At 63.7% G+C, this 13,907-nt stretch carries 10 protein-coding genes; 6 read left to right on the top strand and 4 right to left on the bottom strand.

Annotated features, from left to right (window positions below; translation table 11 throughout):
- Positions 1–128: 128 nt before the first annotated feature.
- Together XALGPE39_RS02935 and XALGPE39_RS02940 are read right to left on the bottom strand one after the other, a co-directional pair.
- Positions 129–2,174 carry an NADPH-dependent 2,4-dienoyl-CoA reductase gene (locus tag XALGPE39_RS02935; protein WP_045726916.1) on the bottom strand — a complete coding sequence of 682 codons (2,046 nt, stop codon included), beginning with the start codon at positions 2,172–2,174 and terminating at the stop codon, positions 129–131.
- Between the two features lie 180 nt (positions 2,175–2,354).
- Entirely contained in the window at positions 2,355–3,380 is a 1,026-nt protein-coding gene (locus XALGPE39_RS02940; protein ID WP_045726917.1) for a zinc-binding alcohol dehydrogenase family protein, read from the bottom strand.
- Positions 3,381–4,021: 641 nt separating this feature from the next.
- Here XALGPE39_RS02940 and XALGPE39_RS02945 point away from each other — a divergent pair.
- The 3 genes from XALGPE39_RS02945 to XALGPE39_RS02955 all read left to right on the top strand — a co-directional run bounded on the left by XALGPE39_RS02945 (position 4,022) and on the right by XALGPE39_RS02955 (position 6,758).
- Positions 4,022–5,122, top strand: coding sequence for an OmpA family protein (locus XALGPE39_RS02945; RefSeq protein ID WP_045726918.1), 1,101 nt, complete (start codon positions 4,022–4,024; stop codon positions 5,120–5,122).
- 268 nt (positions 5,123–5,390) lie between these two features.
- Complete coding sequence (locus XALGPE39_RS02950) at positions 5,391–5,897, top strand: hypothetical protein (RefSeq protein ID WP_045726919.1); 507 nt, start codon at positions 5,391–5,393, stop codon at positions 5,895–5,897.
- A 111-nt stretch (positions 5,898–6,008) separates the two neighbouring features.
- Positions 6,009–6,758, top strand: coding sequence for a pseudouridine synthase (locus XALGPE39_RS02955; RefSeq protein ID WP_045726920.1), 750 nt, complete (start codon positions 6,009–6,011; stop codon positions 6,756–6,758).
- A 216-nt stretch (positions 6,759–6,974) separates the two neighbouring features.
- On the opposite strand, the gene kbl is transcribed toward XALGPE39_RS02955, so the two are convergent.
- Both kbl and tdh read right to left on the bottom strand, forming a co-directional pair.
- Positions 6,975–8,177, bottom strand: a complete 1,203-nt coding sequence (gene kbl, locus XALGPE39_RS02960) for a glycine C-acetyltransferase (protein WP_045726921.1) — start codon at positions 8,175–8,177, stop codon at positions 6,975–6,977.
- 185 nt (positions 8,178–8,362) lie between these two features.
- Positions 8,363–9,394, bottom strand: coding sequence for an L-threonine 3-dehydrogenase (gene tdh / locus XALGPE39_RS02965; protein ID WP_045726922.1), 1,032 nt, complete (start codon positions 9,392–9,394; stop codon positions 8,363–8,365).
- A 232-nt stretch (positions 9,395–9,626) separates the two neighbouring features.
- Between tdh and XALGPE39_RS02970 the strand changes: the two genes are divergently transcribed.
- From XALGPE39_RS02970 to folC, 3 genes are all read left to right on the top strand, one after another.
- The gene (locus tag XALGPE39_RS02970; protein WP_200893898.1) at positions 9,627–11,705 is read left to right on the top strand and encodes a S46 family peptidase; all 2,079 of its coding nucleotides are present in this window, start codon (positions 9,627–9,629) and stop codon (positions 11,703–11,705) included.
- A 156-nt stretch (positions 11,706–11,861) separates the two neighbouring features.
- Positions 11,862–12,506, top strand: a complete 645-nt coding sequence (locus XALGPE39_RS02975; RefSeq protein ID WP_045726924.1) for a histidine phosphatase family protein — start codon at positions 11,862–11,864, stop codon at positions 12,504–12,506.
- Between the two features lie 117 nt (positions 12,507–12,623).
- Positions 12,624–13,883 (top strand): bifunctional tetrahydrofolate synthase/dihydrofolate synthase, encoded by a 1,260-nt coding sequence (gene folC, locus XALGPE39_RS02980; RefSeq protein ID WP_045726925.1) that lies wholly within the window; start codon positions 12,624–12,626, stop codon positions 13,881–13,883.
- The last annotated feature ends 24 nt before the right edge of the window (positions 13,884–13,907 follow it).

A 13,907-nucleotide genomic window follows, 5' to 3' on the forward strand; every position in this document is an offset into this window, starting at 1 on the left:
GACAGTGGTTGCGTTTTCTGTGGCGAAAATGCCGCCGCGCGGAGCAGCGCAGCGGTTTTCGCCTGAGTCGTGGACCCGGCGCGGCGTGCATCGGAGTGTGCCGCCATCGCCCGACACAACGCGCATTGCTACAGGCGCGCGGCCAACCAACTGCCTTGGGCGATGGCACGCTTGGCGTCCAGCTCCGTTGCAAGGTCGGCGCCGCCGATCAGGTGCGGGGTGCATCCGGCGGCTAGCAGCGCTGTCTGCAGCTCGCGCCGTGGTTCCTGGCCGGCGCAGACCACGACGGTGCCGACCGCCAGCAACTGCTCGATGTTGTTCACCCGGATCCGCAGGCCGCTGTCGTCCATGCCCAGATACTCGACCCCACCGAGCATGGTCACGCCCTTGGCCTTCAGTGCGGTGCGATGGATCCAGCCGGTGGTTTTGCCCAGCCGCGCACCAGGACGGCCCGGGCTACGCTGCAACAGCCAGACGCTGCGCAACGGTGGTTCCGGGCTCGGCTTGCACAGTGCGCCGCGTCCCTCGAACTGCGGATCCACGCCCCATTCGGCCATCCAGCGCGCCGGGTCCAGTGCAGTCGATGCACCGGCATGTACGAGGAATGTGCCGACATCGAAACCGATGCCGCCGGCCCCGATGATCGCGACCTTGTCTGCCACCTGCACCTGTCCCTGCAGCACATCCAGATAGCTGACCACATGGGGGTGATCGGCGCCGGGGAAATCCACCTTGCGCGGCACGATACCGGTGGCCAGCACGACGTCGTCGAAGCCGGCCAGCCGCGCTGCATCGGCGGTGGTGTGCAGATGCAGTTCGACTCCGGTGGTGTCCAGTCTGTGGCGAAAGTAGCGCAGGGTTTCGTGGAATTCTTCCTTGCCGGGGATCCGCTTGGCCAGGTTGAACTGGCCGCCGATCTCGGCGGCGCTGTCGAACAGGGTGACATGGTGTCCGCGTTCGGCGGCCACGCTGGCGCAGGCCAGGCCGGCCGGGCCTGCGCCGACCACGGCGATGCGCTTGGGTGTGCGGGTCGGCACGTAGTTCAGTTCGGTTTCGGCGGCCGCGCGCGGATTGACCAGGCAACTGGCGGTTTTGTGCTCGAACACGTGGTCCAGACAAGCCTGGTTGCAGGCGATGCAAGTGTTGATTGCCTGTGCTTGACCATCTCGTGCTTTGTTCACCCATTCCGGGTCGGCCAGCAGCGGTCGCGCCAGCGAGACCATGTCGGCGCCGCCGCTGGCGAGGATGCGTTCGGCCACCTCTGGCATATTGATACGGTTGCTCGCGATCAGCGGCACGCGCAGGTGCGGCTTGAGCTTGGCGGTGGCTGCGGCGAAGGCGGCGCGCGGCACCGAGGTGGCGATGGTGGGGATGCGTGCCTCGTGCCAGCCGATACCGGAGTTGATCAGGGTCGCGCCGGCCGCTTCGATTGCCTGGGCTTGCGCCACGATCTCTTGCCAATCGCTGCCGTCCTTGACCAGGTCCGCCAGCGAGAGTCGGTAGATGATGATGAAGTCTGGTCCGCAAGCGGCGCGGATACGGCGCACGATGTCCACCGCGAACCGCATGCGCCGGACTGCGTCGCCGCCCCAGGCATCGTGGCGGCGGTTGCCGCGCGGGGCGAGGAATGCGTTGATCAGATAGCCTTCCGAGCCCATCACTTCGACGCCGTCGTAGCCTGCTTCGCGCGCCAGCCGCGCCGCGTGCGCATAGGCGTGGATCTGGCGCTCGACCCCGCGCTCGGACAGTGCGCGCGGGGTGAATGGCGTGATCGGCGCCTTCAGTCGCGATGGCGCCACCGACAGTGGGTGATAGGCGTAGCGTCCGGCATGTAGCAATTGCAGGCAGATCTTGGCCCCGTGCGCGTGCACCGCGGCTGTCACCTGCCGATGCGGACGCACCTCCCAGGACCATGACAGCTTGCCACCGAAGGGTTTTAGCCAGCCGACGATGTTCGGTGCGAAACCGCCGGTGACGATCAGCCCGACACCGCCAGCGGCGCGTTCGGCGAAATAGGCGGCCAGCTTCGGGAAGTCGCGGGCCCGGTCCTCCAGGCCAGTGTGCATGGAACCCATCAGCACCCGATTACGCAACTGCGTGAAGCCCAGATCGAGCGGGGCGAACAGATGCGGATAGGTGGTGGTGGAGGCGGGATGACCGGAGGTCGATGACATGGCGGGGATACGCTTGCGTATGGCCCGCAGGTTGCCTCGAAATCACCGCTGCGGCAAGTGGGCTAGAGACGGATGGAGCGGCGGCGCAGTGCCTGCCGTCAGTCCCTATGCGTAGAGTCAGACCATCGGCCGCAACGGTTCTTTGCCGTGGTCAATGCCGCACCTATCGGGTTGCCGTGTTCACTCCCAGCCGGCCAGCGCCAACTTGCCGATGGTGCTCCCTGATTCCAAACGCCGATGTGCTTGACGCAGGTTGGTCGCGTTGATTGGGGTCAGGGTTTCGGTCAGCGTGGTGCGCAACGCACCGGCATCCACCAGACTGGCCGTGCGCGCCAGAATGCGGTGTTGTTCGATCATGTCCGCAGTGCGGAAGCGTGGGCGCGCGAACATCATTTCCCAATGGATGCCGATGCATTTGGCCTTGTACGGATCGCCGATGTGCAGCGGTCCAGTCGGCTCGACGATCAGCCCGACGTGGCCCTGTGGCGCGATCAGCTCGCCCAACGCCTGCCAATAGCGGTCGGTGTCGGCCAGGTTCAGCGCCGCGTCCACTTGCTCGATGCCCAGTTCCTGCAACTGCGGTGCAAGCGGTTGGCGATGGTCGATGACGTGGTGTGCGCCCAGTTGCAGGCACCAATCGCGGGTTTGGGCGCGCGAGGCGGTGGCGATCACATTGAAGCCGGCGTGCCGCGCCAACTGGATCGCGATCGAGCCGACTCCACCAGCGCCGCCGATCACGAGCAGGCACAGGCCGCGATTGCGCGCGTCGTCGAAGTCGAACGGCATGCGTTGGAACAGCAGTTCCCAGACGGTCAACGTGGTCAGCGGCAGTGCCGCAGCCTGGGCGAAATCCAGCGTGGTCGGTTTGCGCGCGACAATGCGTGCATCGACCAACTGATATTGCGCATTGCTGCCGGCGCGGGTGATGTCGCCAGCGTAGTACACCTCGTCGCCGGGTTCGAAGCCCTCGGCATGTGGGCCGACTGCTTCGACCACACCAGCGGCATCGTAGCCCAGCACCTTGGGCTGGGTTTCCAGCAATGGCTTAGGTGTGCGCACCTTGGTGTCCACCGGGTTGACCGACACTGCCTCCACTCGGACCAGCAGGTCGAAGCCGGTAGGCGTTGCTGGCATGGGCAGGTCCATGTCTTGCAGTGACTGCGGATCGTCGATCGGCAGGTATCGGGTGAGGGCGACCGCTTTCATTGAAGACTCCTGGGTATTGGGAGAAGGGGCGATGCCATGGTTCGGGCAGTGGCCGCAGGCAGCAGATTGCGCGCAACGACGCCAGCTTAGGAGACCGACATCACCACGGGCACGGGGCTGGTCGTCTTTGATCGCTGCATGTGGGCCGGTTGAGGTGCCGACTGACTGTTGCAGATTTTGCCGCAACTATTAAGCCGTGCTCGTGCCCACGATCAGGTCGCCAAGGGGTGCGACACCGGCTTTTTGCGATCATCGACCGCATGACATGCAAAGCGCTGACCGCCTCGGGACCAGCCTATTTTCGCTTCTGTCGAAGACCTGACTGGCTAAGCAGCGGCTGTCTCTTGATCCGGAATGGGATATCCATCGTTGTGCGGACCGCTGTCTACCAAGACAAACGCAAATGTAAAAGTTGCGTTGCATGATTTCATCAAGCTGTATAGGGTGTAGTCGGTGCCATGCAGCAAGCAGTCAGTGGCGTCGGCTTCCACATGTTACGTGCTTGTTAACGCTCTCTTCACCATGCCAAGCATAAGGTGCGCGGCGATGGCATGCGGAAACGGCCGTCTGGATGTGATGAGACATCTGTACTTAAACCATGCCTCTATCGTTTTAACTCCCCGAAACAAGGAGCTGTATTAATGAACAAGAAAATTCTCACCGCCGCGTTGTTGGGCGGTCTGGCCGTTGCCCAGGCAGCATCCGCTCAGGAATTCGACGACCGTTGGTACCTGACCGGTGCTGCTGGTTTCAATTTCCAGGACGAGCATCGCCACACCAACGATGCCCCGTTCGTCACCCTTGGTCTGGGCAAGTTCATCAACCCGAACTGGTCGCTGGACGGTGAACTGAACTATCAGAACCCGAACTTCAAGGCCAACGAAGACCTGAACTGGAGCCAGTACGGCGTCTCCGTCGACCTGCGTCGCCACTTCATCCAGGAAGGCCGTGGTTGGAACCCGTACGTGCTGTTCGGCGCGGGCTACCAGCGCGCTGAAGAATCGTTCGATACCGGCGGTCCCATCTCCCCCGGCAAGCGCAAGGACGGCAACTTTGCCGCCAAGGTCGGCGCCGGTCTGCAGACCACCTTCGACAAGCACATTGCGGTGCGCGCTGAAGTGGCCTACCGCGCTGATTTCGACGACAAGAGCGTCGCGGCTCCGTCCCGTAACTGGTTCGGCGACACGCTGGCCTCGGTTGGCGTGGTGATCCCGCTTGGGCCTGCCCCGTCCGCTCCGGTCCCGCCGCCGCCGCCGCCGCCGGTTGCCCCGAGCTGCGCGGATAAGGATGACGACGGTGACGGCGTCAACAACTGCGACGACAAGTGCCCTGACTCCAAGCCGGGTCAGACCGTTGGTCCGGACGGTTGCCCGGTGCCGGTGTCGATCGACCTGAAGGGTGTCAACTTCGACTTCAACAAGTCGACCCTGCGTCCGGATGCTATCTCGATCCTGAGCGAGGCCACGGAGATCCTGAAGCGTTACCCCGACCTGAAGGTCGAGGTTGCCGGTCACACCGACTCCATCGGTAGCGACAAGTACAACCAGAAGCTGTCCGAGCGTCGCGCCCGCGTCGTGTACGACTACCTGGTCAAGAACGGCGTTGACGCTTCGCGTCTGATCGGACCGATTGGCTACGGCAAGACCCGCCCGATCGCGCCGAACACCAACCCGGATGGTTCGGACAATCCGGAAGGTCGCGCCAAGAACCGTCGTACCGAGCTGAACGTCCAGAACAACTGATCGGACGCTTCACGTCTCAAGCAAAGCCCGGCCTCGCGCCGGGCTTTGTGTTTGTGTGTGGTCGCCTTGATCGAAGAGGTCGCCTCTGCGCTATTGGCGCGCAGACAAACAATACGTCCGCTACCGGACCGTTGTGATCTGGATCTCTTGCGGGGTGCATTTTTTCATCCTTCCCAATTATTTAGCCGATGTAGTGCCGGTATTGATTGAAACTCTGCCGTGGCCTGCCTACACTCGCTGCGTCGTCTCGCCCGAGTGGAAAAAACCGATGCTGCGTATCGTGATGGCTAGCCTGATTGGTCTGGCCCTGGTTCCTGTTGCCCATGCCGCGCCGGATTGCTCCGGCGATCTCCTGCCCAAGCCGCTGGCGTTACCGGCCACGGTTGCAGCGCCGGTGGCCACCGAGTTGTTCAGCCGCGATGTGCAGCTGGGGATGCCCAGCGGGGTGCTGACGCAGTCCTACAGCAGCGATCAGTCGCTGGATCGGGTGCTGCTGCGCCTGCGTGCGGAGAGCTGTCAGAGCGTGGCGAAAGCGATTCCTCCCGGTGGTGCGGTCAATCCGAATGATCCGTCGGCCTACAAGCCGAAGACCGCGTTCGACAACACGCCGTGGCGCTTTGACATGAGTCAGAACGGAAAACGTATGACCGCCGATGAATTCGATGCGTGGATGAAGGCGCGTGGCGTGCATGTGATCAAGGCCCGTCCGGCTGCCGCCCCGGCCGCTGCGGCTGCTGCGCCGGTACCGGTACCAGCACCGGTCGAGGCCAAGTAAGCCCGGCGCGGGTTCGTCTGCGGTCCGGTCGCTGCCCGCGCCCATCCGATGGTGCGATAGTTGAAACCGCCGCGTTCAAGCCGGTCGCGTGCGCTGACGTCGACGGCGGCGATGCCTCCCGTTGTGGTGGCTGGGCCACGACATGGTCTAGCGCGCACGCTGTCCAAGTTGGGGCTGTGCTCGCGGACCGAGGCGGTGCGTTGGATTGCCGCCGGTCGCGTTGCGGTCGATGGGCGGGTTGTCACCGACCCTGAATTCCCGATCTTGCGTGGCCGGCATCGCCTTGCCTTGGATGGTGCGCCGCTGTCGGCGAGCGAACGCTTGTACCTGATGCTCAACAAGCCGCGTGGGCTTGTGACCACCGCGCAAGACGAGCGTGGCCGCGAGACGGTCTACCGCTGTTTCGATGGTGCCGGCTTGCCATGGCTGGCGCCGGTCGGTCGTCTGGACAAGGCCAGCGAAGGCTTGTTGCTCTTCACCAACGATCCGCAATGGGCGGCGCGCGTCACCGATCCGGGAAGTGGTCCGGACAAGACGTACCACGTGCAGGTGGATGTTCTGCCGGATGCGGCACTGTTGCAGCGTATGTGTGCGGGCGTTGTCGCCGATGGCGAAGTGCTACGTGCCAAGCAGGTGCGTCTGTTGCGCCAGGGCGAGCGCCACGCCTGGCTGGAGGTGGTGCTGGACGAGGGGCGTAACCGACAGATCCGGCGTTTGCTCGCCGCCCTGGGTGTGGACGTCGTGCGTCTGGTGCGGGTGGCGATCGGCACGCTAGCGCTGGGTGAACTGAGCAAGGGGGCATGGCGCACACTCAGTGCGGCCGAAGTCAGCGCGTTGGCAGTGACGGACGTGAGCGCGTAAGCCGCGCGCTGAATCGCATGGCCAGGAGATCGCCGAAATCGGGGTGCAGCCTGGTCGTGCGATTGAGTCGGGCGAAGTAGGCTCGACACATCGTCGCTTGCCTGCGCAGCGTGTACCCCTTAGCCATCATCCATGCGGTTCTCTGCCGAGGTGTCGCCAGAATCTCTGGCTTGCGCGGCGAGCAAGCACGCTTGGCTTGTTGGCACCTGACGCATGTCAGGTGCCAATGACCTTCAACTCGCGACCGATCCGAGTGAACGCATCGATTGCCTGATCCAGGTGCGCGCGGGTATGCGCGGCGCTGATCTGAGTGCGGATGCGCGCCTGCCCCTTGGGCACGACTGGGAAGAAGAAGCCGATTGCGTAGATGCCTTCTTCCAGCAGGCGCTCGGCAAAGCGCTGTGCCAGCGGCGCGTCGTACAGCATCACCGGGCAGATCGGGTGAGTGCCGGGCTTGATGTCGAAACCGGCGGCGGCCATGCGTGCACGGAAGTAGGCGGTGTTCTCGACCAGGCGTTCGCGTAGATCGTCGGCTGCGTCCAGCATTTCGAATGCTTTGATGCCGGCAGCCACCACGTGCGGCGGTAGCGAATTGGAGAACAGGTAGGGCCGTGAGCGTTGGCGCAAGAGTTCGATCACCTCGGCTCGGCCAGTAGTGAACCCGCCGAGCGCCCCGCCCATGGCCTTGCCCAGGGTGCCGGTGAACAGGTCGATCCTGTCCAGCACGCCCTTGACCTCAGCCGAGCCGCGGCCACTGGATCCGAGGAAGCCGGTTGCGTGGCACTCGTCGATATGCACCAGCGCGTTGTACTGTTTGGCGAGTGCGGTGATTTCGTCCAATGGGGCGATGAAGCCGTCCATCGAGAACACCCCGTCGCTGGTGATTAGCTTGGTCTTGCAGCCGGCTGCATCGGCGGCTTGCAATTGCGCTTCCAGCTCGGCCATGTCGCAGTTGGCGTAGCGGAAGCGTTTTGCCTTGCACAGGCGCACGCCATCGATAATCGAAGCATGGTTGAGCGCGTCGGAGATGATCGCGTCGTGTTCGCCCAGCAGCGGTTCGAACAGGCCGCCGTTGGCGTCGAAGCAGGCGGCGTAGAGGATCGTATCCTCGGTGCCGAAGAACGCGGCGATCTGCGCCTCTAGCCGCTTATGCAGATCCTGGGTGCCGCAGATGAAGCGCACCGAGGCCATGCCGAAGCCGTGCGTGTCCAGGGCGTCCTTGGCGGCAGCGATCAGTGCGGGATGATCGGCCAGACCCAGATAGTTGTTGGCGCAGAAATTCAGCACGCGGCGGCCGTCGGCCAGCGCAATCTCGGCCGCTTGCGGGCCGACGATGATGCGTTCTGACTTGAACAGACCTTGCGCGCGAATCGCGTCCAGTTCGTCGGCGTAGTGCTGGGTGAGACGGGAGTCGGTCATGACGGGCACGCACGGCGGAAGATCCGCCGATTTTACCGTGGCGATGCTTTCAAGGAGAGGGTGTTTGGCTGACGAAGTGTGGTCCGTGCAAAGATCGGCTGCTGAGCGACCACCGAGACGATGCAGGGTGTCTGGCGACGCCCCGCGTCTTTCTGGATTCAATGCTGCCCATCGCGACCGATCGCTTACCAGCTCAGGACGACTTTGCCTGCTTTCCCTTCTTCCATCAGGTCGAAACCTTTTTGGAATTCGTCGATGGTCAATTGGTGAGTGAGTACCTTGCCCAACGGAAAACCGGACAGCACCAACTGGGTCATCTTGTACCAGGTCTCGTACATCTTGCGGCCATAGATGCCTTGCACGGTCAGCCCCTTGAAGATGATCTTGTCCCAGTCGGCGCCAGCGCCGCGCGGCATGATGCCGAGCATGGCGATCTTGCCGCCGTGGTACATGCAGTCGAGCATGTCATTGAAGGCGCGCGGGTTGCCGCTCATTTCCAGGCCCACGTCGAAGCCTTCCATGTGCAGGTCGGCCATCACGTCCCGGAGCGAGGTATTGGCGACGTTGACCACGCGTGTGGCGCCCATGTCCGCCGCCAGCTTGAGGCGAAAGTCGTTGACGTCAGTGACCACCACGTTGCGTGCACCGATGTGCTTGCAGATGCCGGCGGCGATGATGCCGATCGGGCCGGCGCCGGTGATCAATACATCCTCGCCGATGACGTCAAATTCCAGCGCGCAGTGCGCGGCGTTGCCGTAGGGATCGAAGAACGCTGCCAACTCCGATGGAATCGGGTCGGGAATCGGCCACAGGTTGGACGCCGGTATCACCATGTACTCGGCGAAGGCGCCGTTGACGTTGACGCCGATACCGAGGGTGTTCGGACACAGATGCGGGCGTCCACCGCGGCAGTTGCGGCAGTGGCCGCAGACAATATGGCCTTCTGCGGAAACGCGCTGGCCGACCTGATAGCCGCTGACCGCTGGGCCCAGTTCGGCGATGCGGCCGACGAATTCGTGGCCGATGGTCAGGCCTGGCTTGATCGTGCGCTGACTCCATTCGTCCCACAGGTAGATGTGCAGGTCGGTGCCGCAGATCGCGGTTTTTTCCAATTTGATGAGGACTTCGTTGGGGCCAGGCGTCGGCACCGGCACCTGTTCCAGCCAAATGCCCTTGGTTGCGTCGCGCTTGACCAGCGCCTTCATTGTCTGCGCCATGGTGGTGCAAGGTTCGGTTGGAGAGGAGCAAAGTATAAGCCGCGCGTTCGCATGGTCATGCGCCGCGGCGTATAGGGTGCCATTGGTCACGGTCGGGAACAGCCGCCGCCGCCGTTAGACTGGCGGATCTTTCTTCAAGGAAACCGCTTCTATGCGTCCGACTCCGTGGACCATCGCCGTTGCCGTTGCCGCCGTTCTGGCCAGTGTTTCGTGCGCCCATGCCGGTGAGGGTATGTGGGTGCCACAGCAGTTGCCGGATATCGCTGGCCCGCTGCAAAAAGCCGGTTTGAAACTGTCGCCACAGCAACTGGCCGACCTGACCGGCGACCCCATGGGCGCGGTGGTCTCGCTCGGTGGCTGTACCGCCAGCTTCGTCTCCCCGCAAGGCTTGGTGGTGACCAATCACCATTGTGCTTACGGTGCGATCCAGCTCAATTCCACCCCGCAGAAGAACCTGATCCGCGACGGTTTCAACGCTGCCACTGGCAGCGCGGAATTGAGCGCCGGTCCGAACGAACGCATCTACGTCCTTGATCGCATCACCGACGTCACCGCGCAGGCCAAGGCGGCCATGGACGCCGCTGGCAAGGATGCGCTCAAACGCAAGCAGGCGCTGGAAAACTTCGACAAGGCGCAGGTCGCCGCATGCGAGGCCGAGGCCGGTTACCGCTGCACGCTTTACAGCTTCTCCGGTGGCAATACCTACCGTTTGTTCCGTAATTTGGAAATCCGCGACGTCCGCCTGGTGTACGCGCCGCCGTCGGGAATCGGCAAGTTCGGTGGCGAAATCGACAACTGGATGTGGCCGCGCCACACCGGCGATTTCTCGTTCTTTCGTGCCTATGTCGGCAAGGACGGCAAGCCTGCGGCGTATGCCAAGGACAACGTGCCGTACCAGCCTAAGCATTTCCTGGCATTCGCCGACCAGCCGCTGGGTGCGGGCGATTTCGTGATGGTGGCCGGCTACCCTGGGCGCACCAGTCGTTACGCGCTGGCTGCCGAATTCGACGCCGTCGCCGACTGGGGCTATCCCGTGGCCGCGCAGCAATACCGCGACCTGATCGCGTTGGTGGAGCAGGCTGGAAAGCAGAACCCCGAGATTCAGGTGAAGTACGCGGCCACAATGGCCAGTTGGAACAACGTCGCCAAGAACTTCGAAGGCCAGTTGGAAGGCTTCAAGCGCATCGACGCCGCCACCAAGAAACGCGAAGAGGAGCGTGCGGTGCTGGAGTGGTTGAAACATCAGGGGCGCACGGGCAGCGCGGCCTTGCAGGCGCATGCGCAATTGCTGGCGCTGAACGAGCAGGCCAAAACCACCCGCGACCGCGACCTGGTGCTGCGGCAGTTGCGCCGTACCGGCGTGCTGGGAAGTGCGGTGTCGCTGTACCGCCTGGCGATCGAACGCGCCAAGCCGGATGCCGAGCGTGAGCCGGGGTATCAAGCGCGTGACCTGCCCGAGATCGAGGGTGCGATGAAGCAGATGGAGCATCGTTATGTTCCGGCGATGGACAGCCAACTGCAGCGTTACTGGTTTGCGCAATATCTGAAGTTGCCCAAGGCGCAGCATGTGCCGGCGCTGGATCAGTGGCTGGCCGGCGCCGATGCGCAAGCCGCCGCTACGCGGCTGGCCGGCACGCGGTTGGGTAGCACAGAGGAGCGTCTGAAATGGTTGCATGCCGACCGCGCCGCGTTCGAAGCCAGTGACGATCCGGCGCTGCGCTACGCGGTGGCATTGATGCCTGCGTTGCTGCAGATCGAGCGCGAACAGAAGCGTCGCGAAGGCGAGGATCTGTTGGCGCGTCCGCGCTACCTGCAGGCTGTGGCCGATTACAAGAAGAGCAAGGGTGAGTTCGTCTATCCGGATGCCAACTCCTCGCTGCGCATCACCTTTGGCAACGTCATGGGGTATGCGCCGAAGGATGGCGTGTTCTACACCCCGTTCACGACGCTCGATGGCGTGGTCGCCAAGGATACCGGGAGCGAACCGTTCGATTCGCCGAAGGCGCTGTTGCAAGCGGCCAAGGCCAAGCGCTATGGCGGCTTGGAAGACAAGAAACTGGGTACGGTGCCGGTGGATTTCCTGTCCGATCTGGATATCACCGGCGGCAACTCCGGTTCGCCGGTGATGGACGCGCACGGCAAACTGGTTGGTCTGGCATTCGACGGTAACTGGGAGTCGGTGAGTTCGAATTGGGTGTTCGACCCGGCGATGACCCGAATGATCGCGGTTGATACGCGCTACCTGCATTGGATCATGCAGGAAGTGGCGCCGGCACCACGGCTGTTGCAAGAGTTGAAACTGGCCAAGTGATGTGGGCATTGCGACGGCGGCACTGTGATCGCCGCCGTTGCAGCAGGCCGTGGTGACGACAAAGCGGCACCGCACAGGTTTTCACCAACGGAGCGAGTATCATGCCGCTCCGTTTTCGTTAGCGAGACGGTTTTTCCCCCAACGGAATCTCAGCGCATGCGCATTTTGCTCGCCCGTCACGGCGAAACCCCGTGGAACGCCGAAGGCCGCTACCAGGGCCAGATCGACATCCCGCTTTCTCCGGTCGGCGAGGCCCAGGCCCAGGCATTGGGTGCGCGCCTGCGCGAAGTGTCGCTGTCGCGTGCGGTCGCCTCGCCGCTCTTGCGTGCGCAGCGCACCGCATGTTTGGCCCTGGGCGCCGAGCGTGAAGCGATGTTGCAGACCGAGCCGGACTTGCAGGAAATCGCCCACGGCGAGTGGGAAGGGTTGCTGGCCAGCGAGATTCACGACAAGGACCCGGCGCGCTTGCGCGCCTGGCGCGAAGAGCCCGATACCGTGCTGATGCCGGGCGGGGAATCGCTGCGGCAGGTGTTGGAGCGCTCCTGGCGTGGTCTGGCGCGTGCCACCGAAGGGCTGGGCGAACACGACACCTTGCTGGTGGTGGCACACGATGCGGTTAACCGGGTGATCCTGTGCCGAGTACTGGGCCTGCCGATTGCGCGGCTGTGGAGTTTCCGTCAGGCACCCACCACGTTGAATCTGCTGGAAGGGCCGGATCTGGACCAGTTGGAGGTGGTGCGGTTGAACGATTGCGCGCACCACACACCGTTCTTCGGCGAGGCAAAGCACCGGGCGCTGTAATCGCCGCTACTTCGTTCGCCTTGCGATGCTGTGCATAGTGATGCAACAGCACAAAAGCAAAGCACGGCTGCGGCGGTTCACGCGTTTTCGGCACATCAATCGAGTTGGGTTGATCGTATGAACACGCTTTCCGATTGGCTGGCCTATATCGAGCAGCAACATCCGCGCGACATCGCCATGGGCCTGGAGCGGGTGCGTGCAGTGGCCGTGCGCATGGGCCTGACCCGACCAGCCAAGCGCGTCATCACCGTCGGTGGCACCAACGGCAAAGGGTCGACGGTGGCCTTCATCGAGGCGATCGCGCGTGCCGGCGGTTGGGCGGTGGGCAGTTACACATCGCCGCATCTATTGCGCTACAACGAGCGGGTACATCTCGATGGCGAAGAGGCCAGCGATGCGCAATTGATCGCTGGTTTCGCCGCAGTGGAGGCCGCGCGTGGCGACACGCCACTGACCTATTTCGAATACGGCACCCTGGCGGCACTGTGGTTGTTCCAGCAGGCAGCGCTGGATCTGGCGGTGTTGGAAGTGGGCCTGGGGGGCCGGCTCGACGCGGTGAACGTGGTCGATGCCGATGTGGCGGTGATTACTACCGTGGACATCGACCATACAGATTGGCTCGGCAGCGACCGCGAAGCGATCGGTGCGGAGAAAGCCGGCATTGCGCGGCCGTGGAAGCCCCTGGTGCTCGGCGAGATTGATCCGCCCTCCAGTGTGCTGCGCCATGCCTATGCAATCGGTGCCAGTACGTTCCGCGCCGGCAGCGATTTCTTCCACGAACCGCTCGACGCCGAACGCTGGCGTTGGCGCGACGTCGGCACCAACCTATTGTTGCCCTTGCCGCAGTTGCGCGCGCCGGTACAGCGAGCCAATGCCGCCACGGCCATCGCCGCGCTGCGTGCGCTGCGCAAGTCCCTGCCGCGTAGCGCTTACGCCGACGGCATTGCGGCGGCACGTTTGCGTGGACGGCTGCAGGTTTGCATGCGCGATGGGGTGGAGGTGCTGGTCGACGTCGGCCACAATCCGCAGGCGGCGCGGGAACTGGCCGCATCGCTGCAAGCGCAGCCGATTGTCGGCGCAACCTGGGCCGTATTCGCGGCGTTGGGCGACAAGGACGCTGTCGGTGTGGTGAAGGCGTTGGAAGCGCAGGTCGATACCTGGCACCTGGCCGGCTTGTCCGGAGCGCGCGCCCAGAGCGGTGTGCAATTGCGGGAACGGCTGGCCGGCACTGCCGCCGCCGTGGCCGTCGTCGCCGAGAGTGTCGTGCAGGCGTTGCAGCAGGCGTTGCAGCAGGCGCGTCCTGGGGACCGGGTGCTGGTGTTCGGTTCGTTCCACACGGCGGCCGACGCGCTGCATTGGCTGCATTCAGCCGATTGATCCCGCCCCTTGCTAGGGTCACCT

It is taken from the genome of Xanthomonas sp. GPE 39 (assembly GCF_000963005.1).
Lineage (GTDB): Bacteria > Pseudomonadota > Gammaproteobacteria > Xanthomonadales > Xanthomonadaceae > Xanthomonas_A.

Bases quoted from the DNA above. Each gene is read 5' to 3' on its own strand.
- kbl (WP_045726921.1), bottom strand. From the start codon at position 8,177: ATGACCGACTCCCGTCTCACCCAGCACTACGCCGACGAACTGGACGCG.
- XALGPE39_RS02975 (WP_045726924.1), top strand. From the start codon at position 11,862: ATGCGCATTTTGCTCGCCCGTCACGGCGAAACCCCGTGGAACGCCGAA.
- XALGPE39_RS02950 (WP_045726919.1), top strand. From the start codon at position 5,391: ATGCTGCGTATCGTGATGGCTAGCCTGATTGGTCTGGCCCTGGTTCCT.
- XALGPE39_RS02955 (WP_045726920.1), top strand. From the start codon at position 6,009: ATGCCTCCCGTTGTGGTGGCTGGGCCACGACATGGTCTAGCGCGCACG.
- XALGPE39_RS02945 (WP_045726918.1), top strand. From the start codon at position 4,022: ATGAACAAGAAAATTCTCACCGCCGCGTTGTTGGGCGGTCTGGCCGTT.
- folC (WP_045726925.1), top strand. From the start codon at position 12,624: ATGAACACGCTTTCCGATTGGCTGGCCTATATCGAGCAGCAACATCCG.
- tdh (WP_045726922.1), bottom strand. From the start codon at position 9,394: ATGGCGCAGACAATGAAGGCGCTGGTCAAGCGCGACGCAACCAAGGGC.
- XALGPE39_RS02935 (WP_045726916.1), bottom strand. From the start codon at position 2,174: ATGTCATCGACCTCCGGTCATCCCGCCTCCACCACCACCTATCCGCAT.
- XALGPE39_RS02940 (WP_045726917.1), bottom strand. From the start codon at position 3,380: ATGAAAGCGGTCGCCCTCACCCGATACCTGCCGATCGACGATCCGCAG.
- XALGPE39_RS02970 (WP_200893898.1), top strand. From the start codon at position 9,627: ATGTGGGTGCCACAGCAGTTGCCGGATATCGCTGGCCCGCTGCAAAAA.